The organism is Pseudomonas corrugata (assembly GCF_001269905.1).
In the GTDB taxonomy this organism is placed as follows: Bacteria; Pseudomonadota; Gammaproteobacteria; order Pseudomonadales; family Pseudomonadaceae; genus Aquipseudomonas; species Aquipseudomonas corrugata.
In genome coordinates this window covers 257,587-274,047 of the sequence record NZ_LHVK01000008.1, presented here as the reverse complement: position 1 = coordinate 274,047, position 16,461 = coordinate 257,587, and the positions used below count along the sequence as shown (strand labels likewise).

Below are 16,461 nucleotides of genomic sequence, written 5' to 3'. Positions count from 1 at the left end.
CGTCGACCGATGAGCTCCGTCCATTACCGTACTCCAAACGTCGTTGCCATCGACGGGCGCGGCTTGCCGGCACGGCAGACTGTCTATTTGCGCAGTGAGGTTGCAACCTCCGCCACCGCATTGATATCCCGCCAGCGCTATAACGCCGCCGGCCACCTGCTGGAGCAGTGGGACCCACGTCTTTTCGACCAGGCGCCCAAAGCCAACCAGGCCAGCCTGTACACCCTGATAGGCAGCTCGTTACGCTCCGACAGCGTCGATGCCGGGTGGCGCCTGGTATTACCGGGCCTGGCAGGTGAGATCCTGCAACTGTGGAATGAACGCGGCAATAATTGGCGCATCACTTACGACCCTCGATTGCGCCCGCTGCTCCTTGAGGAGCACAGCCAGGCAGAGCCCGAAACCGATACTTTCATCTACGCCGACGCCACGGCAGACGCTGATCATAACCGGCGCGGAGAATTACTTGAGCAGATCGACCCATCGGGGGTCGTGCTGTTGGACAGTTATGGCCTGTCGGGCGAGTCCTTGCGTCAGGTACGCCGCTTTGCCGACGCCACTGACTACATCACCGAGCTGACCTACGACGCCCTCGGTACACCGATAGGCCGGGCCGACGCCGGCGGCCACCGGCAGTCTCTGCAACTGGACATCTGCGGGCAGCTCAAACGGGTGGACTTGCAACTCAAGGGGCATGCTCGCGCGCAACAGATTCTGCTGGACGCCCACTACAACGCGGCCGGCCAGGTCGAGCGGCAGGACACTGCCAATGGGGTAATCACGCGCTGGACCTATGACCCGGCCAACGATCTGCTGAGCACCGTGAAGACTGGAAAAACCGACGCAGCCTTGTGCCAGAACCTTGCCTACTTCTACGACCCCGTGGGCAACGTGTTGCGCATCGATGACCTCAGCGTTGCCACTGTGTACTGCGCCAACCAGCGCGTGGACGGGCATCGCGACTTCACCTACGACTCGCTCTACCGCTTGGCCAGCGCCAGTGGCCTGGAGGGGGACATACCGCATCTGCAACCCGGGCTCCCACAACCGTTCATTCCCATCGACCCTGGACGTCGCTTCAACTACACCCAATTCTATGACTACGACACCGGTAACAATCTGACCCGTCTGCGTCATGTTCGTACAGGCAACAATCACACCCAGACGCTACGGATTTCCCCCCACAGCAACCGGGGAGTACGCTGGGCCGAAGGCGACCCTGAGCCGGTTTTCGAGACGTTGTTCGATGCTCATGGTAACCAGCTGCATTTACAACGCGGCGCACAGCCTTTGGTGTGGGATGCCCGCGACCAACTCAGTAAGGTCACACTGCTTAAACGCGACAACGGTTTGTCCGACGATGAGGAAACATACCTCTATAGCCAGGGTGAACGGGTCAGCAAGACCCGCACCCGCGCAGGCACTCGCCACGAGACACGCTACCTGCCAGGCCTTGAAATCCGCCTGGCCCCCAACGGCGAAGAACTGCACGTAATCACCTGTCTGTTGACCCACGGCCAGGTCCGTTGCCTGCACTGGGAAACCGGTCAACCCAGCGGTATCGAAGCCGATCAACTGCGCTACAGCCTCGATGACCACCTGGGTTCCAGTGCGCTGGAACTGGACCGCAACGCCGCACTGATCAGCCTGGAGCACTACTATCCTTTCGGCGGAACGGCCTGGTACGCCGCCCGCTCCGAGGTGGAAGCCGGTTACAAGACGCTCCGCTATTCAGGTCAGGAGATGGACGCCAGCGGTCTGTATTATTACGGCGCACGCTATTACGCGCCGTGGCTGCAACGCTGGGTCAGTTCGGATCCGGCGGGAGACCTGGATGGATTGAATCTTTATGGGTTCGTCGGGAACAACCCGATCATCTTCACCGATTTCAGCGGACTGATGCTGGAGACGCCCGCCCAGCGAGATGCCAGGAAAGCCCTGGCCGCGACTCAATTGCAGCGCTGGAAGACTCTTTCCCGACTGAACAGGGAGGTCGAGAAATTCATTTACATCATGAAACTGACAGCACGCAGGGCCAGCGAAGCGCAATCCCAACTGGCCAACCATCGCTCGGCGGCGGACCACGCCCAATCCGCCGCGCTACGTATCGGCGCTCACGTGGGCGCCCAGGTCGTCAGCTATGGCATGGGCGTGGCGGTGGGAATCGGGAGCGCGGCGTTGGGCAGTGCCGCAGGTCCCCCGGGCGTCATCATGGGTGCCGCGTTGGGGTTCGTGACCAGCAAAGCCGTGAGCGTTGGCCTGGACTACGCCCTGGAAAGGCTGAGCCTGAGCTCGGCTGTGAATTTCAAATCCCGCAAACTGGACCCTGACCGAATCGTGAGGAAAGGCGAATACAGGACCATGGACTTTTCCTCCTACGCACAGATCAAAGCCCGGCATCTGATCGAAGCGACGTATGCCCCGACCCAAAAAAACGTCTTGAAGTTGGGTAAGGAAGCGACGGTCACAGGCACCAAGGCAGCCCTGAAAGCCACGGGAAATACTGCCGCCAACGAAATCGGAGCGGTGGTCAACGCCGTCGCAGGCACGATTGAAATCATTCATGAAATCGGCAAGGCGAGCCAGACCCTTTCCGAAGAAAAGCTGACCCGGGCAGATACATACATCAACGACATGATCAACGTACTGAACCTGCAAATGGACTATGTCGATACTTTATTCGACGAGGCGGGGGTTGAAGCGATCGATACCTACCGGCCATTGAGCAAGATGTTCGGCCCTTCCAACGGCATCACACGGCGAGGCCTGCGCAGGGAAATGGAGGCCACCATCGGCCAACTGAGACAGACACAAAAAGCGCTTCGATAACCCGGCACCGGGCGCATTACGACACGCGGGCGGCATGCTATGGTGCCTGTCCCGTCCGCCCTTGAAGCGCTCACATGCTCGCAATGCCTCGCCCCTTGCGTCTTTCCGTTGCCATTGTGCTGATCCTCGCCGGTGCCGTCGGCGCCGCCACACTGGCCGTGCGCCATGCCGAGCGCCAGGCGCTGGAGGAAGATGCCAGCCGTGCGAACCAGCAACTGGCGTTGTACGCCAACTCCCTGCATACCCTGATCGATCGCTATCGCGCCCTGCCCGCCGTCCTGGCCCTGGACCCGGAGTTGCGGTCGGCCCTGGCAGGACCGGTCAGTGCGACGCAACAGGACGCGCTGAATCGCAAACTGGAGAAAATCAACGATACCGCGCATTCCTCGACCTTGGAGTTGCTCGACCGCACCGGCCTGGCCGTGGCGGCCAGCAACTGGCGCCTGCCCAGCAGTTACGTCGGGCACAACTATGGCTTCCGGCCCTATTTCCTCCAGACCCGGACCCAGGGCACCGGGCGTTTCTATGCGGTGGGTGTGACCAGCGGCATTCCGGGTTATTTCCTGTCCAGCGCGGTGATCGGGGACAACGGCGAGTTTCTGGGGGCGATGGTGGTGAAGCTCGAATTTCCGGAGCTTGAACGTGAATGGCGCCAGGGCAGCGACACCCTGTTGGTCAGCGATGGCCGGGGCATCGTGTTCATCGCCAACCGGCCAGGCTGGCGCTATCGCCATCTGCAACCCCTGACCGACAGCGACCGTGCCGAGCTCAAGGCCACCCGCCAATACGACAAGCAACCTCTGCAACCCTTGGGCTACGAAGCGTTGCGGCGTTTTGACGACCACAGTCAGTTGGCCCGGGTCGATGCCCCTGATGGCCCGGCGGACTACCTGTGGGAGTCCCTGCCCCTGACGGCCGAAGGTTGGACCCTGCATTTGCTGCGGCGCCCGCAGATCGCTTTCGAAGATCGCCGCAACGCCGGGCTCGCCGCCGCCGGATCATGGCTGGCGCTGGTGTTCCTGCTGCTGTTCCTCAACCAGCGCTGGCGCCTGGCGAAGCTGCGTCAACGCAGCCGCGCAGAGCTCGAACGCCTGGTGGAGGAGCGGACCCGGGAGTTGCGTACCGCCCAGGAAGGACTGGTGCAGTCGGCCAAACTGGCGGCGCTGGGGCAGATGTCGGCGGCCCTGGCCCATGAAATCAACCAGCCGCTGACTGCCCAGCGCATGCAATTGGCAACCCTGCGCCTGCTGCTGGATCACGGCCGGGTCGACGATGCCTACAAGGCGCTCAAACCGGTGGACGACATGCTGACCCGCATGGCCGCTCTCACCGGTCACCTGAAAACGTTTGCCCGCAAGAGTCCCAGCGGCCTGCGCGAACGCCTGGACCTGGCGGCGGTGGTGGATCAGGCCCTGCAACTGCTGGACGCTCGCCTGCGGGACGAACAGGTCAGTACCGTGTTGCACCTGACCCGTCCGGCGTGGGTACGTGGCGATGCGATCCGCCTCGAACAGGTACTGATCAACCTGTTGCGCAATGCCCTCGATGCCATGGCCGGCCAACCCCTGAAACAGCTGGAAGTACGCCTGGAAGCCGATGAGCTACTGTGGCGCCTGACGGTCAGTGACAGCGGCACCGGGATTGCCGAGGAACACCTGGCCCAGGTCTTTGATCCGTTCTTTACCACCAAGGCGGTGGGCGATGGCCTGGGCCTGGGATTGGCGGTTTCGTTTGCCATCATCCATGAGTCCGGCGGGCGACTGACGGCAGACAATCACGAAGGTGGCGCCGTATTCTGCGTGGCGTTGCCCATCGATCAGGAGACCCGCTTGCATGCTTGACTCTGTAATGGTCGTCGATGACGAAGGCACTATCCGCAGTGCCGTCGAACAATGGCTGAGTCTGTCGGGTTTCCAGGTGCAGTTGTTCAGCCGCGCCGAGGAATGCCTGGCGGCATTGCCGGCGCATTATCCGGGGGTGATCCTCAGCGACGTGCGCATGCCCGGGCTCAGCGGCCTGGAGCTGCTGGCCGAAGTGCGCCGGCGCGACGCGGATCTGCCGGTGATCCTGCTGACCGGCCACGGCGACGTGCCGATGGCCGTGGAAGCCATGCGCGATGGGGCCTACGACTTCCTGGAGAAACCCTTCAGTCCCGAAGCCCTGCTGGGCAGCCTGCGCCGCGCCCTGGACAAGCGCTCGCTGGTGCTGGAGAACCGCCGGCTGCATGAACAGGCCGACGCCAGGGCCCGACTCGACGGGACGCTGCTAGGGGTTTCCCGGGCGCTGCAAAACCTGCGACGCCAGGTATTGGACCTGGCGGCCCTGCCGGTCAATGTATTGATCCGCGGCGAAACCGGCAGCGGCAAGGAACTGGTCGCCCGGTGCCTGCACGACTTCGGCCCCCGGGCGGACAAACCCTTCGTGGCATTGAATTGCGCCGCCATCCCCGAAGCGCTGTTCGAGGCGGAACTGTTCGGCCATGAAAGCGGGGCCTTTACCGGCGCCCAGGGCAAGCGCATCGGCAAGCTCGAGTATGCCCATGGCGGCACGCTGTTTCTCGATGAAATCGAGAGCATGCCCCTGGCCCAGCAGGTCAAGCTCCTACGGGTCTTGCAGGAGCAGAAACTCGAACGCCTGGGCTCCAACCAGAGCATTGCGGTGGACCTGCGCATCATCGCCGCGACCAAACCCGACCTGCTGGACGAAGCCCGGGCCGGGCGCTTTCGCGAAGACCTGGCTTATCGCCTGAACATCGCCGAACTGCGCCTGCCGCCGTTGCGTGAACGGCGCGAGGACATCCCCTTGCTATTCGAGCATTTCACCCACAACGCCGCCGAACGCCTGGGCCGCCCTGCCGCACCGTTGAGCGGCCCGCAATTGAGTCATCTGCTGAGCCACGACTGGCCGGGCAACGTGCGCGAACTGGCGAACGTCGCCGAGCGCCAGTTGCTGGGGCTGGATCATTCCCACACGCTGGAGACGGACCCCGGCCAGTCCCTCGCCGCCCAGCAAGAAGCCTTCGAAGCCCAGTGCCTGCGCGCTGCCCTGATGCGACACAAAGGCGATGTGAAAGCCGTGCTCGAAGAACTGCAACTGCCACGCCGCACCTTCAACGAAAAGATGCAGCGGCATGGGTTGAGTCGGGAAATGTTTTTGCAGGGCAACTGAGAGTTGTGCCGCCTGTATTGGCCCCATCGCGAGCAGGCTCGCTCCCACAGGGGATTAGGGCCGGATGCAGCTTGTTTGTCCACTGAAGATCCAGTGTGGGAGCGAGCCTGCTCGCGATGGCGGCTTCGCACTCACCCTCACTCGAACTGACCCAGCGCTTTCGCGAGCAAGCCCGCTCCCACAGGGGATTGGGGTCGCATGCAGCCTGTTTGTCCACTGAAGATCCAGTGTGGGAGCGAGCCTGCTCGCGAAGAGGCCAGTCCATGCACCGCCGAATCAGCGGATTCCCGCTTACCCTCCATCCAGGATAGGCGGATTTCCGCTCAACCCCATACGTCAAACCCCTCTAGACCGGCCCTGCGCCACATGGCACAGCTCCTGCTATAGCCCATTCAGGCTGCGTTCCTACGCGCTCCACAAAAACAATTAAACGAAGGATCCTTCAATGGATAACTCCAACGCCCTGCCCCTCGGGTCGGCTGCCGTGCCCGCCCGTGAAAGAACCACCGCCAGCCGGATCAAATCGATCTTCAGCGGTTCGGTCGGCAACATGGTCGAGTGGTATGACTGGTACGTCTACGCCGCTTTCTCGTTGTACTTCGCCAAAGTCTTCTTCCCCAAGGGTGACACCACTGCCCAATTGCTCAACACCGCCGCGATTTTCGCCGTGGGCTTCCTGATGCGTCCGATCGGCGGATGGTTGATGGGACTCTACGCCGACCGCGCCGGCCGCAAGCGGGCGTTGATGGCCTCGGTCTACCTGATGTGCTTTGGCTCGCTGATCATCGCCCTGAGCCCAGGTTATGAAACCATCGGTGTCGGTGCACCGATCCTGCTGGTCTTCGCCCGTTTGCTCCAAGGCCTGTCGGTGGGCGGCGAGTACGGCACGTCGGCGACCTACCTGAGCGAGATGGCGACCAAGGAACGTCGCGGCTTCTTCTCCAGCTTCCAATACGTGACCCTGATCTCCGGCCAGCTCATCGCCCTCGGCGTGCTGATCGTATTGCAGCAGTTCCTCACCAGCGAACAGTTGTACGCCTGGGGCTGGCGCGTTCCGTTTGCCATTGGTGCCTTGTGTGCGATCGTGGCGCTGTACCTGCGTCGTGGCATGGAAGAAACCGAGTCGTTTACCAAGAAGGAGAAGGCCAAGGAAAGCGCCATGCGCACCTTGATGCGCCATCCGAAGGAATTGATGACCGTGGTCGGCCTGACCATGGGTGGCACCCTGGCGTTCTACACTTACACCACCTACATGCAGAAATACCTGGTGAACACCGTCGGCATGAGCATTTCCGACTCCACCACGATTTCCGCCGCCACGCTGTTCCTGTTCATGTGCCTGCAACCGGTGATCGGCAGCCTGTCGGACAAGATCGGACGCCGGCCGATCCTGATTGCCTTCGGCATTCTGGGGACGCTGTGCACCGTACCGATCCTTACCGCATTGCATAACATCCAGACCTGGTGGGGAGCATTTTTCCTGATCATGGCCGCGCTGATCATCGTCAGCGGCTACACCTCGATCAACGCCGTGGTAAAAGCCGAGTTGTTCCCCACCGAAATCCGCGCCTTGGGTGTAGGTCTGCCGTATGCGCTGACCGTGTCGATCTTCGGCGGTACGGCTGAATACATTGCACTGTGGTTCAAGAGCATTGGCATGGAGACGGGCTACTACTGGTACGTGACGGCGTGCATCGCGGTTTCGTTGCTGGTGTACATCACCATGAAAGACACCCGCAAGCATTCGCGGATCGTGACGGACTGATGGGGTATCGGCAGTCACTGCTTGGGTGACTGTTATGGACTCATCGCGAGCAGGCTCGGTCCCACAGGATTTACATTGAAGCTGTGGGAGCGAGCCTGCTCGCGATAGGGGCAACTCGGTATCAACCCGACTCGGCAGCAGCCCCCTGCCTGCCATAGCGACTCTGCGCATACGCCGCCCCGGCGATCATCACAACCAGAATTCCCGCCAACACCGCCGACGAACCGACGGTGCCAATGTCCAGGCCGCCCTGCTCATGGGATTTGGTCATCAGGTCACCCAGCGTTGCCCCCAACGGACGGGTCAGCACGAACGCGATCCAGAACAACACCATTGTCGAAATTCTGGTGAAGCACTTGAGCAGCACGACCAGGGCAATGGTCGAGCCGATCAGTAACGCAGCGCCGCCAAACCCCAGGCCCGAATCATCCGCCAGGTAGTCGGAAAGCTCCAGTGTGAGGCGACCGGCCTTGATTACAGGCCCTGGCAAGGCTGGCGTTGCGGCGGTGAAAAACAGGTCGGGAGTACATGAAAAATCTGTCGCATCCGTCCGACATCGAATTAATCGACGATTAATGCTGGCCTGGCATCCTCATCTCACTTGAATCGATACGTTCACGGCCTTTGCCGAGGTTTGTAAAGCCATGGGATGCGCAAGTCTTAATATCGAATTAATCGATTCGATTTAGCACTATTTTGCGCTTTTTAATCAAATTTGCATGAGTAGAATTAAACCCATGCAAGACACACCCCCTCAACGATTTGGAGATACGACCATGAAAACCAAACTGATCCTTGCCCTGACCCTGTCGGTACTCGCTGCCAATACCTTCGCCGCTGACGGTTTCAACCGTACCGGTTCAGCTGTTGCCGCTGATGGTTATGAGCGCACCGGTGCTGCCACCGTTGCTGCAGATGGCTTCGACCGTACCAACGGCGCCACTGTTGCTGCAGACGGCTTCGACCGTACCAACGGCGCCACTGTTGCTGCAGACGGCTTCGACCGTACCAACGGCGCCACTGTTGCTGCAGACGGCTTCGACCGTACCAACGGCGCCACTGTTGCTGAAGACGGCTTCGATCGTACCGGTGGCGCCACTGTTGCTGAAGACGGCTTCGATCGTACCGGTGGCGCCACTGTTGCTGAAGACGGCTTCGATCGTACCGGTGGTGCCCTCATCAGCTGATCCCCCAAAGGCGTCCTCACAGCCCGGCTTCGGCCGGGCTTAGTCATTAAAGCCCCTGGTAATCGCCATCTCTGTGCAAAAGACCTCCTTCAAAGCCCTGCGGTACTGACAAAACCGATACGGCTCGGCACTATTCTTCGAGTCCCACCCAAACCCAGGATTTGAGCACTTCCATGCCCGACGATATCTACTACTACGAACCCGCCAACGGCCATGGCCTGCCCCACGATCCGTTCAACGCCATTGTCGGCCCACGTCCTATCGGCTGGATCTCTTCCCAGGACGCCGAAGGCCGCCTGAACCTGGCACCCTACAGTTTCTTCAATGCCTTCAATTACGTCCCGCCGATCATTGGTTTTTCCAGTGTCGGGCGCAAAGACAGCCTGAACAACATCGAACAGACTGGCGAATTCGCCTGGAACCTGGCCACACGCCCGCTGGCCGAACAGATGAACCAGAGCTGCGCCATGGTCGCGCCCGAGGTCAACGAATTCGAACTGGCGGGGTTGACGCCAGCGACATCACAGGTGATCCAGGTGCCGCGGGTGGCCGAAAGCCCGGTGTCCTTCGAATGCAAGGTCACCCAGATCATTCAGTTGCAGCGAGCGGACAAGGGGTTGGTGCCGAGCTGGTTGATCCTCGGCGAAGTGGTTGCGGTGCATATTGCCAAGTGGCTATTGAAGGACGGGGTCTACGACACAGCCGCCGCCGAACCGATCTTGCGCGGTGGCGGACCGGCGGATTACTTCCAGTTGGGGCCTGAGGCGCTGTTCAAGATGCATCGCCCAAAGTAAGAACGTGCACAAGCTTCTGTGGCGAGGGGATAAATCCTTTCGCCACAGAAGCTTTATTGGCTGAGAGGGTCATCACCAGACCAACCCACCCTCTTCGTCGACGCCCTTCAGACGTGTCACATGCACAGCGGCAGCTTCATCGGCTTTGGCAGCGGTTTCGAACGTCTGCTCCTCGAGTATCTTGTGGAAGCGCGGAGCCCCGGAGCCACCGATGGCTTTGGTCGCAATGGCTGCATGGTAGCCACCGCCCTCCCGAGGAACGACCGCAGAGACAGCTTCAAAGGTTTCAAACGCTTTACGTGCCATGTTTTTTGCGCATCCTGGCGATGAGAAATGGAGAGTTATTAAACCTTCATCCAGCCAGTTTGTGTACCGTCGCCAGTGGCGCCTGGGCTGCGGACACTTCCCTGAAGGTGTGGAAATCCAGACTGCTTACCACCAGCTCCTGCACCAGCTCAGCGAAAATCCCCATGGCCGGGGAGTTGAAGTACGCATCCATCGCCTGCTGATCGACCCAAAGCCCGGACATCAGCCACAAATCGTCGTCGCATTGCGATTGTTGCAACGCAAAGTGCAGGCAACCAGGGGCTTGGCGCGAAGGCGCGATGAGTTTACTCAGTCGTACGCCCAATAAGTTGGAGCTTCCGGCGCGGGCCCGCACAAAAGCCATGTGACTGACGGGGATCTGTGTAGACATGTTCAACCCTCCCAGGTCATCCATTGTGCAGCCGGGAACAGCTGCGACAGGATTGAAGGTTAAGCGCCGCGATGCCAGGTTCGTTAGTCGATTTCTGCCGACGCCTTGCACAATCCTGCGTAAAAGTAGTTTGCAAAGCCGAAGCGCCCCGACAGGAACCGGACATTTTGAAACGAAAGATTTCAAGCAAGTTTCGGCAGCGTTGCAACAATCCGGCGCGATGGCCAGGCAGGATCAGGCAAGCTTTCAACAGGATGTGACTACCACGACGCCTTGCACAAACATAAGCTTTGCCCATCGCTTCTATTATCCGAGGATCCTGGCATGTCGCCGCTCGACCACGCCCACGTCCCCCTGGACCCGCATCTGGAACAACAGCGCGCCGAACTGGCGTCGATCATCGACCGCAATACCCGTGAAGACGGCAGCTACGCTACCGCCATCGGCTCATTGAATCTGTCTCGCCACAGCAAGCCCCATAAATTTGCACCGGTGCTGGCGCAGCCGGCGTTGTGCATCATGGCCCAGGGCAGCAAACAGGTACGACTGGCGGACGAACTGTTCAATTACGACCCGCTTCATTACCTGGTGGTCTCGGTTTCGATGCCGTTGAGCGGATGCATCGCCGACGTTTCGCCTGAACACCCGATCCTGGCTGTGCGCCTGGACATCGACCCGGCGGAAATTACCGCGCTGATCGCCGATGCCGGCCCGCTGGGCGTGCCGACCCGCCCAGCCGGTCGTGGCCTGTATGTCGAACGCCTGGACACGTCGATGCTAGACGCAGTGCTGCGTCTGGTGCGCCTGCTGGACCACCCCAAGGACATCACCATGCTCGCGCCCCTGGTGCGACGGGAAATCCTGTACCGACTGCTGCGCAGTCCACAGGGCTACCGGCTGTACGAAATCGCCATTGCCAACAGCCAGAGCCATCGCATCGGCCAGGCGATCAAATGGCTCAACGGTCACTTCGAACAGCCGCTGCGCATCGACGAACTGGCCCGGGAAGTGAACCTCAGCGTCTCTACTCTTCATCATCGCTTCAAAGCCATGACCGCCATGAGCCCGCTGCAATATCAGAAACAGTTGCGCCTGCAGGAAGCCCGGCGGCTGATGCTGGCCGAGGGGCTGGAAGCTTCGGCGGCAGGGTATCGAGTGGGTTATGAAAGCCCTTCGCAGTTCAGCCGCGAGTACAGCCGACTGTTTGGCGCACCGCCGTTGCGGGATCTGGCGCGGTTGCGGTTGACGGTTTGATTGGGCTTTTGCATTGGCTGTGCCGGCTTCATCGCGAGCAGGCTCGCTCCCACAGGGGGGACGCATTCCAATGTGGGGAGCCTGCTAGCGATGGGGCCAGACCAAGCCCCCACTTTTCCAGATCAAGCCTCCAGCAACCGACACGCATCTGCCGGCAGGGTCACCGACACCGCGTGCCCGATGCCCAGGTCCATTCCCTGGCAAGGCGTACTCAGCGCAGTGAATGAAACCCCGGAACACTCCACCGTGGTCTCGATGGTCGCGCCAATGTCACGCACGAATGTCACCTTGCCCAGCAAGCGGTTACCCGCCGTGGCCTGGGGAGTAGACAGCTGCACGTCTTCCGGGCGCACCAGCAACTTGATCTTCTCGCCAACAATCGGGCTACGGCTGGCCGGTACGTCCAGCACATCCCCGCCCGGCAGGCCGACACGCCCGCTGCCCAGCGTGGTCGCAGGAAAAATATTACCCGAGCCGATGAAGTCGGCGACGAACTCATTGGCTGGATGCCGGTAGATCTCGATCGGCGTCCCCACCTGCTGCACCCGGTGCTCGCCCAGCACCACCACGATATCGGCCATGGTCATGGCCTCGCGCTGGTCGTGGGTCACCAGGATGGTGGTGATGTTCAGCCGCTGTTGCAGTTGGCGGATTTCCACCTGCATCGACTCACGCAGCTTGGCGTCGAGGGCAGACAGCGGTTCGTCCAACAGCAGGATTTTTGGCCGTGCGGCAATCGCCCGGGCAATTGCCACGCGCTGACGCTGGCCACCAGACAGTTTCGCCACGGGCCGGTCGATCATGGCCTGGAGCTGAATCAGCTCCAGCAGCTCCACCACCCGCGCCTGCTGCTCGGCCTTGCCCACGCCGCGCAGTTTCAGTGGATAGGCGATGTTCTCGCCGACGGTCATGTGGGGAAACAACGCCAGCGATTGAAAGACCATGCCGAAGTTGCGCAGGTGCGCCGGGGTATGACCGATGTCATCGCCATCCAGGCGGTTCTCACCGCCGCTAAGGCTTTCCAGGCCGGCGATCATCCGCAGCAGCGTGGTCTTGCCGCAGCCCGAAGGCCCGAGAAAACAGACCAGCTTGCCTTCCGGCAAATGCAGGTTCACATCCTTTACCGCGCAAGCCGAGCCGTAATGTTTCTCGACGTTTTCCAGTATCAGTCCAGTCATGTCTTCACCTCGAAATCAAAAGGAAACGCCGCCCTCGCCCACCAGCTTCTCCAAGGCCCAGATCAGCACGAAGTCGATCAGCACGATGAGCACGGCAAACGAAAAAACGGTGGGGTCAAGCGACGACACGGTGCGGCTGTACATCCAGATCGGCACTGTCATGACGTCGACGGTGTAGAGAAAATAGGTCACGGTGAATTCGTTGAACGAGACAATAAATGCCAGAAGCATTCCGGCGAGGATGCCCGACTTCATCAACGGCACCACCACATCGACGATGGCCCGCTGCGGTGAGGCCCCGAGCATCCGCGCGGCTTCCTCGACTTCGCTACCGATGCCGAGCATGGCGGCGGTGCAGTTCTTCACCACGAACGGCAAGGCAAGGATGACGTGGGCAATGACCAGCCTTGAGGTGGTCATCTGAAATGGCAGGCTGTCGAACACCAACAGCAAAGCCAGACCCAGCACCACCATGGGGAACACCAACGGCAGCGACATCAATTGTAGCGCCACGGCCTTGCCCCGGAACTCACAACGGGTCAGTGCATAGGCCGCCGGCACCGCGATCAGCGTGGCGAAGATCATGGTCAGGCACGCCACCAGCAAGCTGGTGCCCATGGCCTGGCCCAGGCTCAGTACATCGCTGGTATCCGGGGAGACGAAGGTCTGCCAGGCGGCCCGATACCATTGCAGGCTGTAGCTGCTTGGCGGGAAGTCCAGGTTCGCCGCGCCGCTGAAGGACATGACGATCATGGTCAGGATCGGCAATACCGCCAGCAACAGAATGAGACCCGACAGCAGCCCCGCGATCCGACCGGTTTCACCGGGCAACAGCGACTGGCGTTTTTTACTCAACGCGCTCATTGAGAAGCCTCCAGCATCCGCCGACGGCGGCCGGTGAAATATTCGGACAGGGTCATGATCAGCAGCGTGGTGACGATCAACACCACCCCCGCGGCGGATGCGGCCGGCCAGTTCATCAACGGGGCAATCTGGTCATGGACCATCACTGCCAGCATCGGCACCCGTCTCCCGCCCAACAACAGCGGTACGACGAAGCTGCTGGCGTTGTAGGCGAACACCAGGGTCGCGCCGGTGATGATGCCGGGTAGGCTCATGGGCAACACCACTTGGCGAAACACCTGGAAGCGGCTGGCACCGAGGGTGGCGGCCGCCTCCTCATAGCTGCGGGCCACCCCGCGCATGGCGCTGGCGATGGGCAATACGGCCAGGGGGAATGCGGTCTGGACCAAGCCCATCAGCACGCCGTTCTGGTTGTACAGCAACATGATCGGTCGCTTGATCAGGCCCAGGCCCATGAGCGCCTGGTTGAGCATGCCGGCCGGGCCGAGGATCACCAGCCAGCCGTAGCTTTGCAGCAGCAGGTTGACCAGCAGCGGCAACAGCACCGCCGCCAGGAACACCCGCCGCAGCAATGGCGAGGCCAGGCGCGACATGGTGTAAGCCACAGGGATCGCCAACAGCACGGCGATCACCGCGCTGATCAGTGCCAGGCGTAAGGTCAGCAACAGGGACTTGAGGTAATAGGGCTCCAGCAATTGCCCATAACTGGCAAGGCTGAACCCACTCCACTCCGCGCCCTTGGTGCCGACGCTCATGCGCAGTACCAACAGACTGGCGGCAATCAACACGCCCAGAAACAGCATCGACGGCGACAGGAAAAACCACGCCCGCGTCGTGGGCGAAATACTCCGGCTGGAACGCATTGGCGCAACGCTCTGCGGATGAGTTAACGGTTGGTGTTCCATGGCAAGGTCTCGTCAGTGGAAAACGACAGCACAAACACAACTTTTCGGTGGGAGCGGGCTTGCTCGCGAAGGTGCCGGCACAGCCAGCATCTCCCTCAGCTGACCCACCGCTATCGCGAGCAGGCTCGCTCCCACACTGAATCGCGGGTAGCCTACAGATCCCGCATCCCCCCTATTCCCCTGTGGGAGCGAGCCTGCTCGCGATGACGCCGGCACAGCCACCATCTCCCTCAACCGACCCACCGCTATCGCGAGCAGGCTCGCTCCCACACTGGATCGCGGGTAGCCTACAGATCCCGCATCCCCCTATTCCCCTGTGGGAGCGAGCCTGCTCGCGATGACGCCGGCACAGCCACCATCTCCCTCAGCTGACCCACCGCCATCGCGAGCAGGCTCGCTCCCACACTGGATCGCGGGTAGCCTATAGATCCCGCATCCCCCCTATTCCCCTGTGGGAGCGAGCCTGCTCGCGATGACGCCGGCACAGCCACCATCTCCCTCAGCTGACCCACCGCTATCGCGAGCAGGTTCGCTCCCAAACTTGGATGTCGAGCGGGCCCGGCATCCAGTTCAGGAAGAGAAAATTTCCGTGTACCGGCGGATCCACTGGTCGTGCACCGTCGCCAGGAAGGCGTTGTCGTGCATGATCGCTTTGTCAGCGATTTGCTCCGGGGTGAGGATGTACGGGCTCTTGCGCGCTTCGGCGGAGATGATGGCCTTGGCGTTGACCGGGCCGTTGAAGATGTCTTCGGCCATCTTACCCTGCACCAGCGGGTCGAGGGAGTGGTCGATGAAGGCGTAGGCCAGGTCGGTGTCGCCCGGGCGGTTCTTGGGCATGACCGAGAGCATCAGGTCAGTGTAGAAGCCTTCCTTCATACCGAACGTTGCTCCCAGACCATAGGCCGGGTCGCGGATCTGCTTGGGGAAAAACGCCGGCGCATATAAACCGCCCATGTCCAGGGAACCGGTACGGAACAGTTCGGCGATCTGGTTCGGGTTTTCGCCCAGGGTCACCACCCGTTCCTTGAGCTCGGCGAGTTTCTTGAAGCCCGGTTCGATGTTGTGTTCGTCACCGCCGGCCAGCTTGGCGGCGATGATGATCAGGTCCATGGCCTCGGTCCAGTTCGGCGGCGGCAAGAAGATATTCGGCGCCAGGCCCGCGTCCCAAAGCGCGGCGTAACTGTCCGGTGTCTGTTGCAAGGTGCGGGTGCTGTAAACCAGGCTGTTGCACCACAACAGATAACCGATGCCATGACCACCGGCACCGGTGCGGTAATGCTCCGGCACGTCCACCAGATTGGGGATGCGGTTCAGGTCCGGCTTTTCCAACAGACCCGCCGCAGCCAGTCCCTCGGCGCCGACGCCGGCCAGGGTGATGATGTCGTACTGCGGCCGGTCGCCACCGGCCTTGAGTTTGGCGACCATTTCCGAGGTGCTGCCGGTGCGGTCGGCGATGACCTTGGCCCCGGTCTTGGCCTCGAAGGTTGCGGCGATGTTACGCAGCGCAGCCAGCCCGGTGTCGTCGGACCAGGTCAGCAGACGCAGGGTCTTGCCGACGAACCGTGTATCGCTGGCCCGGGCGCTGATGAAAGGCACGCTCATGGCGGCGGCCGCGACCGACACTACGCTTGCGGTCTTGATGAATTGACGTCTGTTCAGATCATGCTTGCCCATGGAGGACTCCCTTTGTTTTTCTAAGTATGAGGTGGCTGAAAACCGTTGCGCCCTAGCGGTTCGAGATCGATCAAAGCCCGATGCTGCAAGGAGTTTGTCGTTGTCGAAGGCCATCCTGGGGTTGCACAAAATCCCTGACTATCGAA

General features: G+C 61.2%; 13 protein-coding genes and 1 pseudogene. 7 read left to right on the top strand and 7 right to left on the bottom strand.

Going from position 1 to position 16,461, the window contains the following annotated elements:
- Window positions 1-9 precede the first annotated feature (9 nt).
- The 4 genes from AD665_RS12455 (at window position 10) to AD665_RS12440 (ending at window position 7,762) form a co-directional block, all read left to right on the top strand.
- Window positions 10-2,829, top strand: a complete 2,820-nt coding sequence (locus AD665_RS12455) for an RHS repeat-associated core domain-containing protein (RefSeq protein WP_053192284.1) — start codon at window positions 10-12, stop codon at window positions 2,827-2,829.
- A 74-nt stretch (window positions 2,830-2,903) separates the two neighbouring features.
- A complete protein-coding gene (locus tag AD665_RS12450; protein ID WP_053192282.1) occupies window positions 2,904-4,670 on the top strand; it encodes a sensor histidine kinase in 1,767 nt (588 codons plus the stop codon).
- Complete coding sequence (locus AD665_RS12445) at window positions 4,663-5,997, top strand: sigma-54-dependent transcriptional regulator (RefSeq protein ID WP_053192280.1); 1,335 nt, start codon at window positions 4,663-4,665, stop codon at window positions 5,995-5,997. Before AD665_RS12450 ends, AD665_RS12445 begins: the two co-directional genes overlap by 8 nt.
- A gap of 445 nt (window positions 5,998-6,442) precedes the next feature.
- Window positions 6,443-7,762: an MFS transporter gene (locus AD665_RS12440; RefSeq protein WP_024781033.1), complete on the top strand. Its 1,320-nt coding sequence runs from the start codon at window positions 6,443-6,445 to the stop codon at window positions 7,760-7,762.
- A gap of 121 nt (window positions 7,763-7,883) precedes the next feature.
- Here AD665_RS12440 and AD665_RS12435 read toward each other — a convergent pair.
- Window positions 7,884-8,213 (bottom strand): annotated as a pseudogene (locus AD665_RS12435) (COG4705 family protein); the annotation flags it as partial.
- A gap of 325 nt (window positions 8,214-8,538) precedes the next feature.
- Here AD665_RS12435 and AD665_RS12430 point away from each other — a divergent pair.
- Together AD665_RS12430 and AD665_RS12425 are read left to right on the top strand one after the other, a co-directional pair.
- Window positions 8,539-8,949: a hypothetical protein gene (locus AD665_RS12430; RefSeq protein ID WP_053192278.1), complete on the top strand. Its 411-nt coding sequence runs from the start codon at window positions 8,539-8,541 to the stop codon at window positions 8,947-8,949.
- Window positions 8,950-9,122: 173 nt separating this feature from the next.
- Entirely contained in the window at window positions 9,123-9,743 is a 621-nt protein-coding gene (locus AD665_RS12425; protein ID WP_024780943.1) for a flavin reductase family protein, read from the top strand.
- Window positions 9,744-9,815: 72 nt separating this feature from the next.
- Here AD665_RS12425 and AD665_RS12420 read toward each other — a convergent pair whose 3' ends face one another.
- Complete coding sequence (locus AD665_RS12420) at window positions 9,816-10,049, bottom strand: hypothetical protein (protein ID WP_024780942.1); 234 nt, start codon at window positions 10,047-10,049, stop codon at window positions 9,816-9,818.
- Window positions 10,050-10,095: 46 nt separating this feature from the next.
- A complete protein-coding gene (locus AD665_RS12415; RefSeq protein ID WP_024780941.1) occupies window positions 10,096-10,440 on the bottom strand; it encodes a putative quinol monooxygenase in 345 nt (114 codons plus the stop codon).
- A 324-nt stretch (window positions 10,441-10,764) separates the two neighbouring features.
- Between AD665_RS12415 and AD665_RS12410 the strand changes: the two genes are divergently transcribed.
- Window positions 10,765-11,694 carry an AraC family transcriptional regulator gene (locus AD665_RS12410; protein ID WP_024780940.1) on the top strand — a complete coding sequence of 310 codons (930 nt, stop codon included), beginning with the start codon at window positions 10,765-10,767 and terminating at the stop codon, window positions 11,692-11,694.
- A gap of 122 nt (window positions 11,695-11,816) precedes the next feature.
- Here AD665_RS12410 and AD665_RS12405 read toward each other — a convergent pair whose 3' ends face one another.
- From AD665_RS12405 to AD665_RS12390, 4 genes are all read right to left on the bottom strand, one after another.
- Entirely contained in the window at window positions 11,817-12,872 is a 1,056-nt protein-coding gene (locus AD665_RS12405; protein ID WP_053192275.1) for an ABC transporter ATP-binding protein, read from the bottom strand.
- Window positions 12,873-12,887: 15 nt separating this feature from the next.
- On the bottom strand, window positions 12,888-13,736 hold the full coding sequence (locus AD665_RS12400; RefSeq protein ID WP_024780938.1) for an ABC transporter permease: 849 nt from the start codon (window positions 13,734-13,736) through the stop codon (window positions 12,888-12,890).
- Window positions 13,733-14,641, bottom strand: a complete 909-nt coding sequence (locus AD665_RS12395) for an ABC transporter permease (protein ID WP_024780937.1) — start codon at window positions 14,639-14,641, stop codon at window positions 13,733-13,735. Before AD665_RS12395 ends, AD665_RS12400 begins: the two co-directional genes overlap by 4 nt.
- A 570-nt stretch (window positions 14,642-15,211) precedes the next feature.
- Window positions 15,212-16,315 carry an extracellular solute-binding protein gene (locus tag AD665_RS12390; RefSeq protein ID WP_053192274.1) on the bottom strand — a complete coding sequence of 368 codons (1,104 nt, stop codon included), beginning with the start codon at window positions 16,313-16,315 and terminating at the stop codon, window positions 15,212-15,214.
- Window positions 16,316-16,461 lie beyond the last annotated feature (146 nt).